This is a genomic window from [Clostridium] aminophilum DSM 10710 (assembly GCF_000711825.1).
Lineage (GTDB): Bacteria > Bacillota > Clostridia > Lachnospirales > Lachnospiraceae > Clostridium_R > Clostridium_R aminophilum.
Map to the genome: position 1 here is coordinate 1 of NZ_KL543982.1, position 17,505 is coordinate 17,505.

Here is a 17,505-nt window from a genome sequence, read left to right on the forward strand (position 1 = left end):
GAAATCCGCTAATTCATTTGCAATGTTTCCACTTCCCATACCAATAATTCCGGTTATGATTTTCTCCATAGTCAGCTTTCTTTTTCTTGAAAAGTTCTTATCAGAATCAATACAGAACGACTTAGCATTTGCTGAAACCAGCTTTATTTTGTCAACCAATAAATCTTTTACTTGTTTTGGATTCATATGCGCCTCCTTGAAATTGAGAATTATGCTTACAATTTCAAGGGCCGCTTTCGCTACATTAAAACTAATCAGTAGCGAAAGCGGCCGCACATTTTTTGAAACATGTCAAGTATTTTTATAAAAAAGAGCCCTATATCACTTAAGATATAGAACTCTTATTTCTGTCATCTTAACTTAATGACATTGGCGGTTCACCCCCGCTTCCCTCTCACGTTTTATCAGACATTTGAAATGCGTCCCGCATTTATCATTTGGGAAATTCCCCCACAAGGAACCTGCCCCGTTTCCGTTCAGTGTCCGGCGGTCACATTTCCCACGCCCTTGGTCTCATGTCCCATCGGCGGAACCGGTGTCGGTCTGGACCGGTCGAAGACTTCATTGACATCAAAGAGATCATCGAGGTGAGACTTGGTCGGATTGCTCTCCGGCAAATCATAGTACATGCGGTATCCGTCGAGATTGCGTCTTCCCTGACGGAAGTAATCGTCGCCGTACTGGACAAAGTACTGGTTGCTGTCTACGTTGCAGATGTACCGGAATCCGGCCTTGTAAAGGATCTGATAGCGATCATCGGCGGTATTGTACGGATGCCAGTCCGCGATATCGGCGCCGAACGGGAAGAGGATGATATCGCTCTTTCCGATCAGAGATTCCACGCGGTTTGCCCACTTGTCGGTATCGGTCTGAAGATCGGCAAGGGAGATGGCACCGACATTGCGGTGACCCCAGGTATGGCTTGCCAGCTCATATCCGTCTTTCCGGAGGCACTCCGCCACATCGCGGACGGACTGCTTTTCCTTTTCCATATCGAAATCCGGATGCGCCGCAAGGAACTTTTCATTGGTCAGATATGCGTCATCGGTACGGTAGCCGAGAACGCCGTTGTATCCGGTGAATGCAAGGCAGGCCTTTGCTCCGCGGTAGGAGAAATCCGGATGTTCTTCGATAAACTGGTCCAGAATCGGAACCAGATCATAATCGCCGACATCCACCGTCCCGTCATCCTTCTGATATTCGCATTTCGGCTTTCCGTCTTCGTCGATCACCATTTTGGTCGCAAAGCCGTCGCCGGTCATATACTCATAGTAGCAGACGTCATCCTGCGACATGACGAAGGCCTTCTTGCCCTCCGGAAGCATGATGTCGCCCGGCTTCATTTTCATGGAACCGTCTGCCTGCTTCTCCTCATACGCCACATCGTGGAGACGAACCAGTACAAAACCGCGGTCATACATCTGCTGAAGAATCTTTTTAAACTCCGGAATGGTCGTCATGACCTGATTGTATCCCGCCTCACGGCTGTCACCGTCAAATGCCTTCGAGGAATCGACCACCAGTGTGTGGAAGAAGACGTGTGTCACTTTCGACGTGTCCTGACGAACCAGTGTGGATTTGGTCTGCTCATAGCCTTCCACTGCCTTTGTGACCTGCTCGTCGTCTGCAAAAGCGCTCGCCTTCAGGTCCGCGATTGCGCCGTCGTAATCATACATTTTTGCCTTGCGGTCCGCCGCTGCGAGAACGCCTTCCAGATCGTTTGCATTCTCCGCCGACTCATGGTCTGCAGCGCTTTCTTCACCGGACTCGCCGGCTACACCGCTTTCTCCGCTGAATGCTGACTCCGCTGCACCGGTCTCTTTCTCGATCTTTCCGCCAAGGGCGCTGTCATTCTTTTTCACGAAGAAGAGAATTCCGGCTGCGATGCACAATACGATCAGTGTTCCGGCCAGGAACGGCACAGACCACAGGCTGGACGCGGTCGGGCGTCTTCTGCTTCTTCTATTGTTAAACTGACTCATCGGTTTTACCTCTGTTTTCTGTGATAATATCTGACGGACTGCGCGTGATCGGCGATTCTGTTTTCTGCAGTTTTCTGCCGTCTGTTCTCGCTCCGTACTGCCGTCCTTACAGTGCAGTCTTACGGCGGCACCGTACAAATCATACTAAAATCACCATTGTTCGTCAAGAAAAGGGAAAAGCCGCTGTTTTCCTATAGACTTTACGACTTCACCGTGTTAAAATTCTCTTATACGGACATCATTTCTGATATCATTGCCGGGACGGATTCTTCCGCCGGCATCAAATATAAGAGAGTGAGGAAACGGAACATGAGCAATGACAAAATTCATAATCCGGAGGTCGACCATCTGTTAAATGGTATCTTACAGCTTCAGACGCTGGATGAGGCGTACGCATTCATCGAGGATGTATGCACGGTGAACGAGATCCTCTCACTGGCCCAGCGTTTTGAGGTTGCCTCCATGCTTCGCAAGAAGGAAACCTACCTCGAAATCGCGAAGCTCACCGGCGCTTCCACTGCAACCATCAGCCGTGTCAACCGCGCGCTGAACTACGGAAGCGACGGCTACGATCTGGTCCTGAAACGTCTCGGTGAAGAATAACGGCAAAACCAGGCTGCGGATCCTCCGGATGGAGCGTATCCCAAGCCTGGTTTATTCTGTTTTATTCACGTTTTTTGAATTATTTCCGGTTTATTTGCGGATCATTTCAACATCATTTCCGGTTTATTTGCGGATCATTCCAACATCATTTCCGGTTTATTCCGCATCATGTTCGTATCATTCCCGTTTCATCAGAATCCGACATATCCCTCGATCGGTTCCGCAGGCTGAACATCCTCCGCATAGAGCATCGGTCCGTCGCCTTCGTATTCCGGCCGGTATTCATACTCAACCTTTGCCCTGACGCGAACCCAGTCCTGATTCTGAACCTTTCTCCCCGTGCCTTTGGCCTTGCACATAAAGCCGAGGAAAGACATATCCGCCGCACAGCAGGTCATCGCCATTCTTCCCGGAACAAAATCATTGGCCGGGAACTCCGGTCTCTTTAACACCATTCCGGTAAACTCGACCGTCTTACCGCGGTAGCGTTCCGGCTTGTCAAAGGTATCGATATACCAGATTCCGTACGCATCGTCCGGGATGACAATCACGTCCGCATTGACATCATACGGCAGATCCTCTTCCGCTACATTGTCAATCTCTCCGTCACTGTTCTCAAACACGATATCGCACTGCGCATTCATGCCCTTCAGCACGCGGTGGTAACCGGCCAGCTTGTCCTCAATGCCGTCACAGCGATTGACGATCAGAAGCTCCGTGCTGCGGACCATGCGGCCGACCAGAGATTTGAGATCGTTGTTGTTCAGATACGGCTCCAGAGTTGCACCGTTCATAATGGAAATCTGCTGATAGAACTCCCAGCTGGAAGGAATCTGAAGTTTTGTGATATCCCACATACCGTTCCACTCCATGAGCACACGCTCCGGATTGTGAACTTTCTGAAGTCCCATCAGATACGCTTCCGTCATGGAATCCTCGTCATCAGCCACAACCATAACCGTGTTGTGCTTTGCGAGAAGCTCCTCGTCGTATTCCTCCTCGCCTTCCTCGCAGACGATCAGAAGAGTCTTGCCCTCTGTCTGAAAATACTCCTGTTGGATGGTGAAATTGATAAACTGTGTCTTACCGGCCTCGAGAAAGCCGTTAATCAGAAACAGCGGGATTCTTTCGTTGTTTTCAGCCATGTTTTGCCCTCCAGGCCCGGACAGACAGGCCCGTCTGTCTGAGCCGCCGGTCAGGTTTGGAGCATTTCCGTTCCGGCCTGACCGCTTTCTCTAAAAATGATTATGTTTTCCGTATCAGCCGACAAATGCCGCCTTGATGAGATCTTCTTTCAGATCTGCGCCAATGACAACCACTTTGCCGGTGTAGGAAGCGGATCCTTCGCGGATATCAACCTGCTCCGGAACCATGTCAAAGTGGATCCATTTCTCGCTTCCTTCCTGCGGAAGCATGCCCTTGCAGCGGATAACCTGACCGAATTCTTCGGTCTCGGACATCTTACGGAGAATCTCCTCCACCTTTTCTCTGGTGTATTTTGCCGGTGTCTCAAGACCCCAGCTGGTAAAGATCTCATCCGCATCGTGCTCGCCGTCATGATGGTGATGATGGTGGTGGTGATGATTGTGAACATGTACCTCGCCGTCGTGGTGCTCTCCCTCATGATGGTGATGGCACTCACATTCCGGGTCATCGCACTCCTCGCCGTCATGATGGTGGTGATGATGGTGCTCATGCTCCTCGTCATCATCGTCGTGATGGTGGTGATGGCATTCGCACTCCTCGTCATCGCACTCCTCGCCGTCATGATGGTGGTGATGATGGTGCTCATGCTCTTCGTCATCATCGTCATGATGGTGGTGATGGCATTCGCACTCCTCGTCATCATCGTCGTGATCATGGTGATGATGCTCGTGCTCCTCAAGGCGCTCCATCACTTCCTTCATCATTTCCTCTTCCAGATTGTCCGGCTGGGAAATGATGTCGAGCAGGGTATCGCCGTCGAGTTCCGCGATCGGCGTCGTGATAATCTTGCAGTCTTTGTTGATGCCGCGGACAATGCCGACCGCCTCCTCGATCTTCTGTTCCGTCGCGATGTCGGTTCTGGAAAGCACGACATTGCCGGCATACTGAATCTGGTTCTCAAAGAACTCACCGAAGTTGCGGGCATACATCTTTGCCTTCTTCGCATCCACGATGGTAACCGCAGCGTTCAGCTCCACTTCCAGATTCGTGGAAACCTTCTTGACCGCGCCGATGATATCGGAAAGCTTACCGACGCCGCTCGGCTCGATGATGATGCGGTCCGGCGCATACTTTGTGATGACCTCGGACAGAGAAGTCTCGAAATCGCCGACCAGAGAGCAGCAGATGCAGCCCTGATTCATCTCGCGGATCTCGATGCCGGAATCCTGGAGGAATCCTCCGTCGATGCCGATCTCACCGAACTCATTCTCGATCAGAACCACCTTTTCTTTGTGAAGCGCTGCCTTGATCAGCTGGGAAATAAATGTTGTCTTTCCGGCTCCGAGGAAACCGGAGATAATATCAATCTTTGTCATGATAATGCCCCCAATATGTATAACCAGTTTGCTATGGCTAATTGTTAATCAGTCCAACCTGCATTGTTGCATAAACCGTATGCTTTGTCAAGATTGTGCACAATCTAATGTTCCTGTCCTGCGATGTCTTTCGGGCTTCGTCATCCTGCCTCGGCCCGTCATCCTGTCCTGTCATCCGTTTTCCTTTCCGGTGCGGATTCCGACTTGAGGCCGGCTTATTCTTTCGCCTCTTTCTGCCGTGCTTCCCGCTCCTGCGCTTCCCGTTTGGAGAAAACGCAGCCGCAGTAATTCTGCCGGTAGAGTCCGTATTTCCGGCTGAGCTCGGTGGACCGGCGGTAGCCGTTCTTCTTTTTGAAATCGGAACCCAGCCAGCTGACTCCGTACCGCGCTCCCATCTCCTCGCCGATCCGGTTGAGGCGTTCGGCATCTTTCATCGGACTGATCGTCAGCGTTGTGGTGAAGAAGTCAAATTCTCCTTCTTTTGCGATCTTTGCGGCTTCCTCAAGCCGCTGTTCAAAACAGATCGTGCACCGGTCTCCGCCCTCCGAATCCGCCTCATGCCCCTTCACGGCCTGAAAATACCGCTCCGGACAGTATTCCCCTTCGAGAAAGGAGATCGGATGATTTGCGGGAAGTTCCCGTATCAGGCGTTTTTCCTCTGAGACACGGTACTCATATTCTTTTTTCTCCGTAATATTCGGATTGAAATAAAAGACCGTGATCTCCATATACTGCGACAGATATTCCAGACAATAACTGGAACACGGCGCGCAGCATGCGTGAAGAAGAAGCTTCGGAACACGGCCTTCCTTCCGGATCTCTTCGATAAAGCAGTCCAGTTCTTTCTGATAATTCCGCTTGTTCATGTTTCCTCCGGCTATCGCAGAGAAAGCAGTCTGCCGGAAGGCAAGCTGCTTTCTCCTCGTATCTCTATTGTCCTGTCTTTACTTTCCCGTGTCCTGTCTCTGTTTTCCAGTGTCCTGTCTCTGGTTCCAGAGCGAAACTCTTTCGGAATGGCTATGATCTCCGGCAGACACAGACTTTGACCCGCTGTCCGCGCGGTTTACAGGAAATCGCGGATTCTCTTGGATCGAACCGGATTTCTGAGTTTCCGGAGCGCCTTTGCCTCGATCTGACGGATACGCTCACGCGTAACGTTGAACTCTTTTCCGACTTCCTCCAGAGTTCTCGGATGACCGTCTTCCAGACCGAAACGGAGAATGATAACCTGACGTTCTCTCTCCTTCAGATCCTCCAGCAGGGTGTTGATGTGCTCCTTCAGCATGACGGATTCCACATTTTCCTCCGGTGTCGTGATGTTGTTGTCCGCCACGAAATCGCCCAGATTGGAATCGTCCTCCTCACCGATCGGTGTCTCGAGAGAAGCAGGCTCTCTGGCGATCTGCATGATCTCCATAACCTTGTCTTCCGTCATATCCAGTGCCTTTGCCAGCTCCGGAACAGACGGCTCATAGCCCAGTTCCAATGTCAGCTTACGCTGCATCTTGGACATCTTGTTGATGGTCTCAACCATATGAACCGGCACACGGATTGTTCTCGCCTGATCGGCAAGCGCTCTCGTAACCGACTGACGGATCCACCATGTCGCGTAAGTTGACAGCTTATAACCCTTGGTATAATCAAACTTTTCAACGCCCTTGATCAGGCCGAGATTTCCCTCCTGCACCAGATCCAGAAAACTCATGCCGCGGCCGGTATAACGCTTTGCAATGCTGACTACCAGACGAAGGTTTGCCTCGATGAGACGTGCCTTTGCGTGCTCGTCGCCGTTTGCCTTTCTTTTGGCAAGCGAAAGCTCCTCCTCCGCGCTGAGAAGCGGCACCGTACCGATCTCCTTCAGATACATGCGGACCGGATCTTCCGTTCCGATACCCTCCAGAAGATTCACCGCGTTGAGGTCGACTTCATCTTCCTCATCTTCTTCATTTTTCAGGAAATCATCGTCCGGATCTTCCTCGATCACTTTTCCGCTCAGACATTCCGCGTCAATCTCCGCCTCCGATGTCTCCTCCACCGGATCGATTTCCTCCGTATCTGTATTTACATGGATATGAATGCTCTCGAGATATGCATAGATCTCTTCCATCTGATCTTCTTTCAGATCATCTTTGGCAAACACATTCTCGATCTGGACGATCGACAATACGTTATCATTCTGTTTTCCAAGTTCTGACAGTTTCTGCAGTTTCGCTAAAAAATCTTTCTTATTCACAGTACATCCTTTCACCGAGATGTGTCGATAAATCTATCCGTGCAAAATTTCAGTATATACACTTTCCGTACCGATTTCAAGTCTTCTTCCGATCTTTCTGAAACGCCTTTCAAAAAGATCTTTTCCCAAAGACGAATCCAATGCGGGTTCTGATTTTATCCACACAGTCTCTGCCTGTATCCACAGGACTTTGAGCGTTTTCCCCACAAGCGGCATCTTATCCAGACGCTTTTACACATTTACACGTACCCGTAAATGCCTCTGACCGATACCTCGCCGGAGAGAACTTTCCGGATCTCTCCGTCTTCCGTTCTGACAATGAGAAGACCGTTCTCATCGATTCCGAGTGCTGTGCCGGTGTATTCGTGCTCCGGCGCCAAAACGCGTACCCCGCAGTCCCGGTTTGCAAGGCGCGCATTATAATCATCCATGAGTGCCGTCATATCCCCATGTTTCATAAACAGATCATAGTATCTCTCGTAGGCGGCCATCGTTGCCGCGATAATCGGACTTCTGCGAACCCGTTTTCCCGTCTCGATCAGCAGTGATGTTGCTATGTCTTTGATATCGTCCGGAAATGCCTCCGTATTAACGTTTATGCCAATTCCGGTAACTACGTAGTTAATTGCTCCGACTTCCGCGCTCATTTCCGTCAGAATGCCGCAAACCTTCTTTCCGCCCACCACAATATCGTTGGGCCATTTGATCATGGATTCCAGTCCGGTGGTCTCCCGGATTGCATCCGCAACCGCCATGGCCGCCGGAAGCGTCATCATGGAAGCTTTCTCCGGAAGAAGATCCGGTCTCGTCAGAAGACTCATCCAGATTCCGACGCCGTGGGGAGACTGCCACACGCGGCCTCTCCGCCCTTTTCCGCCGGTCTGGGCATCCGCAACGGCAAGAGTTCCGTGCTCTGCCCCCTGCTCCGCCAACTGCTTGATCAGATTATTGGTGGAATCCACCTCATCCATGTAGAGAAGGGATCTTCCGGCCCATCTGGTATTGATCGTGCTCGCCAGCTCCTCCTGTGTCATGACATCCCCGGCCATCCGCAGCCGGTATCCGCGGTTCCGGACCGCCTCGATCTCATATCCCTCCGACTCAAGCTGGCGGATCACCTTCCACACCGCCGTTCTCGATACACCGAATTTCTCACAGAGAAACTGACCCGATATGTATCCGTCCGTCTCTTTCAGCATTCTGAGAATCTCTGTTTTCAAACTTCCAACCTCCGTACTGTATCTGCTTCTTTATCGGAAAATGATGGTCAGCACCGAAATCACTCCGAACACAAAGAGCGCCGCTCCGATCACAATCGGAATCATGTAGATCAGATGTGCCCTGAAGTCTCCGCCGGTCCTCCGGATCAGAAAAATCCCGTCCAGTGTACAGATCGCGGAAGACGAAAAAAAGACCAATGGAAAAAGAATTCTCCACGCCTCTGCGTCAATGAAAAGAAGAATCGCCGAGACTACAATCACCGACCCGATCACAATCCGTACCACATAGGGTATGTAATTATCTCGCATGTTTTCTCCTCTGCCTTGCAGCCTCGAACATCAGTACCGAAGCCGCCACCGCCGCATTCAGAGATTCCACCTTTCCCGCCATGGGGATTTTTACGAGCGCATCGGCAAGCGCGGCGGTCTCATCCGTCAGACCGGCTGCTTCATTTCCGATCAGGAACCCCGCCGGTCCATGATAGTCTTCATCCTCGTAATTGTTCTTTCCGGCAAGATGCGCCGCGTACAGGCGAACACCGGCTTTCTTTGCCTCGGAAAGTGTCCCGGCCAGATTGTCCACACGGATAAACGGCACGCGAAGCACCGATCCCATCGTGGAGCGGATCACTTTCGGGTTATAGATATCCGCCGTCTCGTCATTCATGATGACGCCGGTCACCCCGGCGCCCTCTCCGGCCCGAAGGATGGTGCCGAGATTTCCTGGGTCCTGAAGAGATTCCAGAATCATCAGAAGTGCCGGTCCCTCTCCCGCCGGATGAAGTACCTCCTCCAGCGTCCAGGACAGCTGCTTCACCACACAGAAGACGCCCTGCGGATTCTGTGTATCGCTCATATACCGCATCACCTCGTCCGACACGGCTTCATAGCCTTTCTTCTCCACGGCATCGCGCCACACATCGCCCTCCGGATGCTGTGCAAGAAAGCTCTCCGATACAAAGACCGACTGACAGAGTTCGTCCGGTATCTCCGCAGCCATGCGCGGACCTTCCACGACGAACAGTCCCTGTTTTCTGCGCTCTTTTCCCTTCTGCGCCAGCATCGCCGCTTCGCGCACTCTCGCATTCGACTGACTTGTTATCATACCAGATCCTCTAATTCCTCTCTCCACAGCTTCACCACGGCATCACTCGGCATACGGAGATCACCGCGCGGAGATACCGCCGCAGATCCGACCTTCGGTCCGTCCGGAAGGCAGGAACGCTTGAACTGCTGCGCAAAGAACCGCCAGTAGAACGTCTTCAGCCATTTCAGGATCGTCTCATGTGGGTACTCATTGCCCAGCGCATGCACGGCCAGACGGTAGATACGCGCCGGATGATAGCCGAAGCGCAGCACATAATACAGGAAGAAATCGTGCAGTTCATACGGCCCCACGAGATCTTCGGTCTTCTGGGAGATCTTTCCGTCCTCCGGCGGGAGAAGCTCCGGGCTGACCGGCGTGTCGAGAACATCCTTCAGAATGTCTGCCAGCGCCTCATCTCCGCAGGTATCCGCATAGTACCGGACCAGATGTCTCACCAGCGTCTTCGGAACGCCGGCATTGACACCGTACATGGACATATGATCGCCGTTGTAGGTCGCCCATCCGAGCGCGAGCTCCGACATATCGCCGGTTCCGATTACGAGTCCGCCCGTCTGGTTTGCGATATCCATCAGAATCTGGGTGCGCTCCCGGGCCTGTCCGTTCTCGTAGGTCACATCATGCACATTGATATCATGACCGATATCTTCAAAATGAACCGTCACGGCGCGCGCAATGCTGACCTCCCGGAGCTCCGCCCCGAGAATCCGCGTCATTTTGCAGGCGTTGTTGTACGTCCGGTCGGTTGTGCCAAAGCCCGGCATTGTAACCGAGACGATATTCTTTCTCGGAATACCGCACAGGTCAAATGCTCTCGCCGTCACCAGAAGCGCAAGCGTCGAGTCGAGACCGCCGGAGATGCCGACCCCCGCCGACTTGCAGTTGGTGTGCATCAGGCGTTTTTTCAGTCCCATTGCCTGAATGTTCAGGATCTCCTCACAGCGCTTCTGACGTTCCGCCGGATTTCCCGGAACAAACGGGGACGGGTCAATAAACCGCTCCAGCGGCTCATTGCTCTCATTCAGACGAAAACGCACGATCCGGTAGTTCTTTCTCCCCTCCTCGCGGTAAGTAGACATTCTTCTTCTCTCCGCGGCAAGGCGCTCCAGATCGATATCCGCCGTGATCATGCCGTTCTTAAAACGCTCGCTCTCTGCCAGCACCGATCCGTTCTCCGCAATCAGATTCTGACCGCCGAAGACCAGATCCGTAGTCGATTCGCCCTCGCCGGCATTGGCATAAATGTACGCTGCGAGAAGTCTTGCGGACTGTCCGCTGATCAGTGTTCTCCGGTAATCGCTCTTTCCGGTGGTCTCATCGCTGGCGGAACAGTTTACGATCACGGTTGCGCCGGCCTGCGCATGGGAAATGCTCGGCGGAAGGAGCACCCAGAGATCTTCACAGACCTCCGCTCCGACCACGAGATCTTCTTCCTCTTCGCACGCAAAGAGGATCTTTGATCCCATCGGCACGGTTTCGCCGTCGAACTCCACCTCAACCGCCTCGTCAAAGCCCTTGGTAAACCATCTCGCCTCATAGAACTCGCTGTAGTTCGGAAGCCATTTCTTTGTCACAAGTCCGAGGAGATGTCCGTTCTGTACACATGCGGCACAGTTATAGAGCTTTCCGCTGTAAATCCACGGCACACCGGCAAACACCAGCATATCGGAGCCGGCACTTGCCTCCACGATTCTCCGAAGTCCCTTTTTTGCCGCATCCAGAAGGGGTCTGTGTTCAAACAGATCCGCGCAGGTATAGGCGGTAACCGCAAGTTCCGGAAAAACCAGAATCTTTACGCCTTTTTCTGCTGCATCCCGCATTCCCTCAATGATTTTATCTGTGTTAAATGTGACGTCCGCCACTTTCACGTCCGGTGTTGCTGCCGCGACGCGTACAAACCCGTCTCTCATGTCAGTTCCTGTCTCCTCTTGTTTTTCCGGCATCCGCCAGTCTCTTCATCTCCGCCGCATTCTGACGGACCGCGTCCGTGATTTCCGCGCCGCCGAGAAGTCTCGCCAGCTCCTCACACATTTCCTCCTGCGTGAGCGCATGGATTCCGGTAACGGTGCGGCCGTTTGCCACAGACTTCCGGATCTCGTAATGCTGATCGGCCATCGCCGCGATCTGCGGAAGGTGCGTGATCAGAATAACCTGATGCCGCTCCGAGATCATGCGCAGCTGCTCGGACACTTTCTGCGCGGTTCGGCCGCTGATGCCCGTGTCGATCTCATCAAAGATCAGCGTCGGGATGTCGTCCGTTTCCGCGAGCACGGTGCGGATCGCCAGCATAACACGGGAGAGTTCTCCTCCCGACGCCGCTTCTCCGAGCGGGCGCACCGGCTCTCCCGGATTCGCGCTCATCATGAATTCCGTCTCGTCCCAGCCGTCTGCCGTAAAATGATCCAGCCTCCGGAATTCCATCCGGAACCGCGCATCCAGGAAGTTCAGTTCCAGAAGACGCTTTGCGATCTCGCCGGTCAGTTTTTCCGCCGTCTTTTTCCGCTTTCCGGTCAGTTTCTCACAGAGTTTTTTCAGCTCCGCACTGCAGACTTCCAGCTCTTTTTCCGCGTCTCTTCTCGCCTCTTCAAAATGTTCCAGCTCGGTCAGCCGGTCCCGCATCCGCTCCAGCGAATTCAGAACGTCCGGTATTGTCTTTCCGTATTTTGCTTCCAGATTGTGGATGAGATCGAGCCGCTCCTCCGCCTCGTGATAGCGCTCCTCGTCGAAGCTCATCTCCTCCATATACTCATCTAAAGACCGGCGGAGATCCTCCGCCATGGAGTCCATATCATAGAGCATGTCATGGATATTCTTCAGATTCTCATCAAACCGGTAGGCCTCTTTGACTGCCGCCAGCGCATCCGACGTGCCGTCCATGTCCATGGCATTTCTCGCCCGGCGGATGTGTTCGCCGATCCGGCGTGCGTTGTTCATGCGCCGAAAATTCTGTTCGAGCGATTCTTCCTCATCCGGCTTCAGATCCGCCTCCTCGATCTCCCGGATCTCAAAATTCAGGAAATCCTGCTCTCTCAGCCGCTGATCCTCATCGCCGGTAAAAGTCTCCAGCTTTCGCTTCAGATCCGCATACCGGCGGTACGTCTCCGCCGTCTTCTTCCGGAGTTCCGCGGTCTCCTCTTTTCCGAACGCGTCCAGAATCTCCAGATGCCGGCTCTTATAGAGAAGTGACTGGTGATCGTTCTGTCCGTGAACATCGATCAGAAGCGACGTGATGCTGCGCAGTTTCGCCGCCGTCACCGTCTCGTCATTGATCCGTGACAGACTTCTCTGCGGGGTGATCTTGCGGCTCACAATCACGAGTCCGTCCTCATCCGGTTCGACATCGAGGTCCGACAGCGCCTTCCTCAGGCGGTCGCTGTCCACGGAAAAAACGAGTTCCACCGACGCGGAATCCGCACCCTGGCGGATCATGTCTTTCGACGTCTTTCCCCCCAGCGCCGTATTCACCGATCCGATCAGAATCGATTTTCCCGCGCCGGTCTCACCGGTGAGGATATTCAGGCCGTGCCCGAAATCCACCTCGGCGGAATCAATCAGTGCCAGATTTCTGACATGCAAATGAAGTAACATGTTTCCCCCTTCCACATGCCTCTCCAAGTTAAACAAGCGGTCCGTGAGTCCTGCACGCCGGTTTTGGGGCTGCGCAGGCAGACAGACTTCCCCGCCAGATTCACGCGCCCGCCGGGCACTTCAAACTGTCAGCGAAGATTCTCCGAATGGCTGTAGGTCAGCCCGCCGCAATCAGTTTCCGGATCTTATCCATCAGGACAATGGTGTCGTCCACACTCCGGATCGCACACATCACCGTATCATCGCCGGCGATGCTGCCGACCACTTCCGGGAAATGAAGATTGTCCAGCGCTGCCGCGCATGCCATCGCCATGCCCGAAACGGTCTTGATCACCAGAATATTCTGCGCCATATCCATGGACAGGAAACTGTCATGGAGAATGCGGATGTATTTGTCGTCAAAGTCATTCTGCGGGTGGAATACCGCATACTTCTGCTTTCCGTCCGACGTCTGCACCTTCATCAGCCGAAGTTCCCGAATGTCTCTGGAGACCGTCGCCTGGGTTACATGAAAGCCTTCCCGGTTGAGATAGGACGCCAGTTCCTCCTGCGTGGTAATGTCATGCTTACCGATGAGTTCAACGATTTTGCTGTGTCTTTCCAGTTTCATATCTGTCTCATCTTCCTCCGTATGATTTCAAGGAACGGAACCCGGTCAAGGTTGACCAGCGGTGCCGTCAGTCCTGCTGTCTCAATGTCAATCCGGTCTCCCGGCATCATTTTTATCGGAATTCCTCCGTCGAAGCTGACGCACTGACGGAGCCGGTACTCCGGATCCAGCCGGAGTGAAACCTTGCTGCTCGCCGGCAGAACATAGCTTCTGGAATTCAGGGTATGGGGACAGATCGGGGTGAGGATCATCAGATTCGCGCCCGGATCCACAATCGGACCGCCCGCCGACAGATTGTACGCCGTCGAACCGGTCGGCGTCGCAACGATCATCCCGTCCGCCTTGTACTCATTGAAAACCGTGTCGTTGACATAGACGTCAAACCGGAGAGCGTCCATGCCGTAGCGGTTCAGGATCACATCATTCAGGGCAATGTCGTCGCTGATCATCGTATCACCGGACCAGATCTTCCCGTGAAGCATCATTCTCCGGTCCACCCGGAAAAGACCTTCCATCAGGCAGTCCAGCGCCGGCATCAGCTCCGGTTCGCTGGACACCTGTGTCAGGTATCCAAGATGCCCGAGATTGATGCCGAACAGCGGAATATCGAGTCCGGCCAGATCCCGGGAGGCCTGAAGAAGCGTTCCGTCTCCCCCGAGGGCGATCACACACTCGGTACCGTCCGGCACCTCGTCCGGATTGGTATAACGGTAGCGGCGTTTCGGCACCTTTTCATCAAAGATCCCCGTCGGAAGTGACTCCGGGCTGATCATACACCGGCAGCCGTTTTCTTCCAGATAATTCTGAATATCGTCCGCCGTCTTCTGTGCGGCGTCCTTACTGCGGTTTGCAATCAGAAAAAACTTTTTCATACCCTTTTCGCGTTTTATTTATCCAGCTCCGCATGTGCTGCCTCAACCACATCGATGACCGGCTGTCCGGAAAGCGCCGCATCCGGCTGTCCGTCATTTTTCCCGAGATAAATGAGGTATTCAATATTTCCTTCCGGTCCCCGGATCGGAGAATAGTCCAGTCCCTCCACGGTCAATCCGATCTCGTGCGCATAGGCGATGACTTTCTCGATCACCTCGACATGCGTGCTCTTTTCGCGGACAACGCCTTTTTTGCCGACTTTCTCGCGCCCCGCCTCAAACTGCGGCTTGATGAGCGCTGCCACATGACCGCCATCTCTCAGAATCTCTTTTACCGGGCCGAGCACCATGGTCAGCGAGATAAAGGAGACGTCGATGGAGGAAAAATCCACCGCGGTTCCGATGTCTTCCGGCGTGACATAACGGATGTTGCATTTCTCCATGCAGACAACCCTCGGATCATTCCGGAGCTTCCATGCCAGCTGTCCGTGTCCGACATCGACGGAAAAGACCTTCACCGCGCCGTTCTGCAGCATACAGTCCGTGAATCCGCCGGTGGATGCCCCGACATCCATGCAGGTCGTTCCATGGAGATCAATCGGAAAGGCTTTCATGGCTTTCTCCAGCTTCAGACCTCCGCGGCTGACATACTGCAGCGTCGCCCCGCGAACCTCGATGGTCACGTCATCCTTAAACTGGGATCCGGCCTTGTCTTCCTTCTGATTGTTTACATATACAATTCCCGACATGATGATCGTCTTCGCCTTTTCGCGGGATTCCGCAAGGCCCCGGTTCACCATCAGGACATCCAGTCTTTCCTTCACTGAAAGAACCTCCTATTATTCCGTTCTGTCTAATACCGTCAAACCGGTCCGTTTATTCATTTCCTTTTTCAGGGCTGTAATCTGCGCCGTAAACTTCCCGGTTGATCCTCTCGAGGATGGAATCGCTGTCGATCCCCAGCATGCTGCGGAGAACGGAGACATTTCCGTGTTCCACGTAATCATCCGGAAGGGCAATGTTGATCACTTTGATCTCCGGATGATGCTTGTCCGCGTAATCCGTTACGCGCTCGCCGAAACCGCCGCGGAGAACATTTTCCTCCAGCGTCACGATGGTCCGGTGATTCTTTGCGAGGCGGTCAATCATATCCGTGTCAATGGGTTTCACAAACCGGCCGTTCACCAGCGTACACGGATGGCCTTTTGCTTTCAGTTTCTCGCGGATATGCTCCGCACAGCTGACCATGCTTCCCACCGCGCAGAGCGCCGTCTCCGACTCTTCGATCAGCATCTCCGCACGCCCGTATTCCACCGGCTGGTGGTATTCTTCCAGTCCGCGGTATGCCTCGCCCCGCGGATACCGCACTGCCACCGGCCGGCCAAGCTCCATGGCAAAATGAAGCATACTGCGGAGTTCCCACAGGTTCTTCGGTGCCATCACCGTCATGTGCGGGATCAGTGAGAGATACGAGAGATCAAAGATTCCCTGATGAGTCTCTCCGTCCGCACCGACCAGGCCCGCCCGGTCCAGGCAGAACACAACCGGCAGATTCTGCAGACAGACGTCGTGGACGATCTGATCGAATCCCCTCTGCAGGAAGGAGGAATAGACACAGACCACCGGCTTTAACCCCACCGATGCCATGCCGGCCGCACTGGTCACGGCATGCTGTTCCGCGATCCCGACATCGAAAAACCGCTTTGGGAAACGCTTTGCAAACTCCGAGAGTCCCGTTCCGTCCGGCATCGCGGCGGTAATTGCCACGATCTTCCGGTCTTTTTCCGCCATGCGGCAGATCTCCTCCGAAAAAACATCCGTATAACTCGGATATTTTTTTGGGGCTTTCGGAAGCCCTGTTTCAATCTCGAAGGGACCCACGCCGTGAAAAGCCGCCGGATTCTTTTCTGCCGGCGCATATCCTTTTCCTTTTTTCGTCATCACGTGGATCAGCACGGAGTGGTCGATCTTCTGCGCCTCACGGAAAATATGCTCGAGCCGCTTCACATCATGGCCGTCCACCGGACCGAGGTAGGTAATGCCCATATTTTCAAAAAGCATGCCCGGCACAAAGAGCTGCTTGATACTGTTTTTGGTCCGCAGGAGCGCATGCACCATGCTGTCGCCCAGCACCGGAATCGCCGACAGCGACTGAGAGACATTCTTCTTCAAAAGATTATACCCCTCATCCGCGCGGATGCTGCTCAGATATGTCGAGATTCCGCCGACATTTTCCGAAATGGACATATTGTTGTCATTCAGAACGATGATAAAGTTGGTCTTCATCCGGCCGGCATTGTTTAACGCTTCATAGGCCATACCGCCGGTCAGGGCTCCGTCCCCGATCACCGATATGACCTTGTACTGCTCTTTCTGAAGATCCCGCGCCTGGGCAATACCGAGCCCGGCGGAGATCGATGTTGAACTGTGTCCGGTATCGAACGCGTCAAAACGGCTTTCCGAGCGTTTCGGAAAGCCGCTCATGCCGCCGTACTGACGGAGATTGTCAAAATCCGATTTTCTTCCGCTCAGTATCTTGTGAGTGTAAGACTGGTGTCCCACATCCCAGATCACTTTATCCTCCGGAAAATTGAACGCGCGGTACATGGCGATCGTCAGCTCGACCACGCCGAGATTCGACGCCAGATGTCCTCCGTTCACGCTGATCTTCTCGATCAGAAATTCCCGGATCTCCTCCGACAGACGGATCAGCTGATTCTGATTCAGCTTTTTTACGTCCTCCGGTCCATTTATTCTTTCAAGGATCAAT

General features: G+C 53.3%; 15 protein-coding genes and 1 pseudogene. 1 reads left to right on the forward strand and 15 read right to left on the reverse strand.

From position 1 onward, the window contains the following. Positions 1–186: pseudogene (locus tag BR86_RS14880) on the reverse strand (IS4 family transposase); the annotation flags it as partial. Positions 187–476: 290 nt separating this feature from the next. Further along, the gene (locus BR86_RS0113620) at positions 477–1,982 is read right to left on the reverse strand and encodes a polysaccharide deacetylase family protein (RefSeq protein ID WP_051684830.1); all 1,506 of its coding nucleotides are present in this window, start codon (positions 1,980–1,982) and stop codon (positions 477–479) included. Between the two features lie 309 nt (positions 1,983–2,291). Between BR86_RS0113620 and BR86_RS0113625 the strand changes: the two genes are divergently transcribed. Next, the gene (locus BR86_RS0113625; protein WP_031474796.1) at positions 2,292–2,585 is read left to right on the forward strand and encodes a YerC/YecD family TrpR-related protein; all 294 of its coding nucleotides are present in this window, start codon (positions 2,292–2,294) and stop codon (positions 2,583–2,585) included. Positions 2,586–2,776: 191 nt separating this feature from the next. Here BR86_RS0113625 and BR86_RS0113630 read toward each other — a convergent pair whose 3' ends face one another. The 13 genes from BR86_RS0113630 to dxs form a co-directional block, all read right to left on the reverse strand. Then, complete coding sequence (locus BR86_RS0113630) at positions 2,777–3,730, reverse strand: TIGR03943 family putative permease subunit (RefSeq protein ID WP_031474798.1); 954 nt, start codon at positions 3,728–3,730, stop codon at positions 2,777–2,779. Positions 3,731–3,844: 114 nt separating this feature from the next. Next, on the reverse strand, positions 3,845–5,107 hold the full coding sequence (locus tag BR86_RS0113635; protein WP_031474800.1) for a CobW family GTP-binding protein: 1,263 nt from the start codon (positions 5,105–5,107) through the stop codon (positions 3,845–3,847). Between the two features lie 215 nt (positions 5,108–5,322). Then, complete coding sequence (locus tag BR86_RS0113645) at positions 5,323–5,973, reverse strand: epoxyqueuosine reductase QueH (RefSeq protein WP_031474802.1); 651 nt, start codon at positions 5,971–5,973, stop codon at positions 5,323–5,325. Between the two features lie 197 nt (positions 5,974–6,170). Continuing rightward, positions 6,171–7,340, reverse strand: a complete 1,170-nt coding sequence (gene rpoD / locus BR86_RS0113650; RefSeq protein WP_031474804.1) for an RNA polymerase sigma factor RpoD — start codon at positions 7,338–7,340, stop codon at positions 6,171–6,173. Positions 7,341–7,579: 239 nt separating this feature from the next. After that, a complete protein-coding gene (locus BR86_RS0113655; protein ID WP_031474806.1) occupies positions 7,580–8,560 on the reverse strand; it encodes a biotin--[acetyl-CoA-carboxylase] ligase in 981 nt (326 codons plus the stop codon). Between the two features lie 30 nt (positions 8,561–8,590). Beyond that, positions 8,591–8,869, reverse strand: coding sequence for a DUF6637 family protein (locus BR86_RS0113660; protein WP_031474808.1), 279 nt, complete (start codon positions 8,867–8,869; stop codon positions 8,591–8,593). Continuing rightward, positions 8,859–9,665, reverse strand: coding sequence for a TrmH family RNA methyltransferase (locus BR86_RS0113665; RefSeq protein ID WP_031474810.1), 807 nt, complete (start codon positions 9,663–9,665; stop codon positions 8,859–8,861). The genes BR86_RS0113660 and BR86_RS0113665 overlap by 11 nt, the downstream gene beginning before the upstream one ends. Beyond that, the gene (locus BR86_RS0113670; protein WP_031474812.1) at positions 9,662–11,575 is read right to left on the reverse strand and encodes an NAD(+) synthase; all 1,914 of its coding nucleotides are present in this window, start codon (positions 11,573–11,575) and stop codon (positions 9,662–9,664) included. Before BR86_RS0113670 ends, BR86_RS0113665 begins: the two co-directional genes overlap by 4 nt. 1 nt (position 11,576) lies before the next feature. Continuing rightward, on the reverse strand, positions 11,577–13,253 hold the full coding sequence (recN, locus tag BR86_RS0113675; protein WP_031474814.1) for a DNA repair protein RecN: 1,677 nt from the start codon (positions 13,251–13,253) through the stop codon (positions 11,577–11,579). 157 nt (positions 13,254–13,410) lie between these two features. Continuing rightward, positions 13,411–13,863, reverse strand: coding sequence for an arginine repressor (gene argR / locus BR86_RS0113680; protein ID WP_031474816.1), 453 nt, complete (start codon positions 13,861–13,863; stop codon positions 13,411–13,413). Further along, on the reverse strand, positions 13,860–14,735 hold the full coding sequence (locus BR86_RS0113685; RefSeq protein ID WP_031474818.1) for an NAD(+)/NADH kinase: 876 nt from the start codon (positions 14,733–14,735) through the stop codon (positions 13,860–13,862). The genes argR and BR86_RS0113685 overlap by 4 nt, the downstream gene beginning before the upstream one ends. Positions 14,736–14,749: 14 nt before the next feature. Then, positions 14,750–15,559 carry a TlyA family RNA methyltransferase gene (locus tag BR86_RS0113690; RefSeq protein ID WP_031474820.1) on the reverse strand — a complete coding sequence of 270 codons (810 nt, stop codon included), beginning with the start codon at positions 15,557–15,559 and terminating at the stop codon, positions 14,750–14,752. 52 nt (positions 15,560–15,611) lie between these two features. Next, positions 15,612–17,504 carry a 1-deoxy-D-xylulose-5-phosphate synthase gene (gene dxs, locus BR86_RS0113695; protein WP_038288886.1) on the reverse strand — a complete coding sequence of 631 codons (1,893 nt, stop codon included), beginning with the start codon at positions 17,502–17,504 and terminating at the stop codon, positions 15,612–15,614. Position 17,505 lies beyond the last annotated feature (1 nt).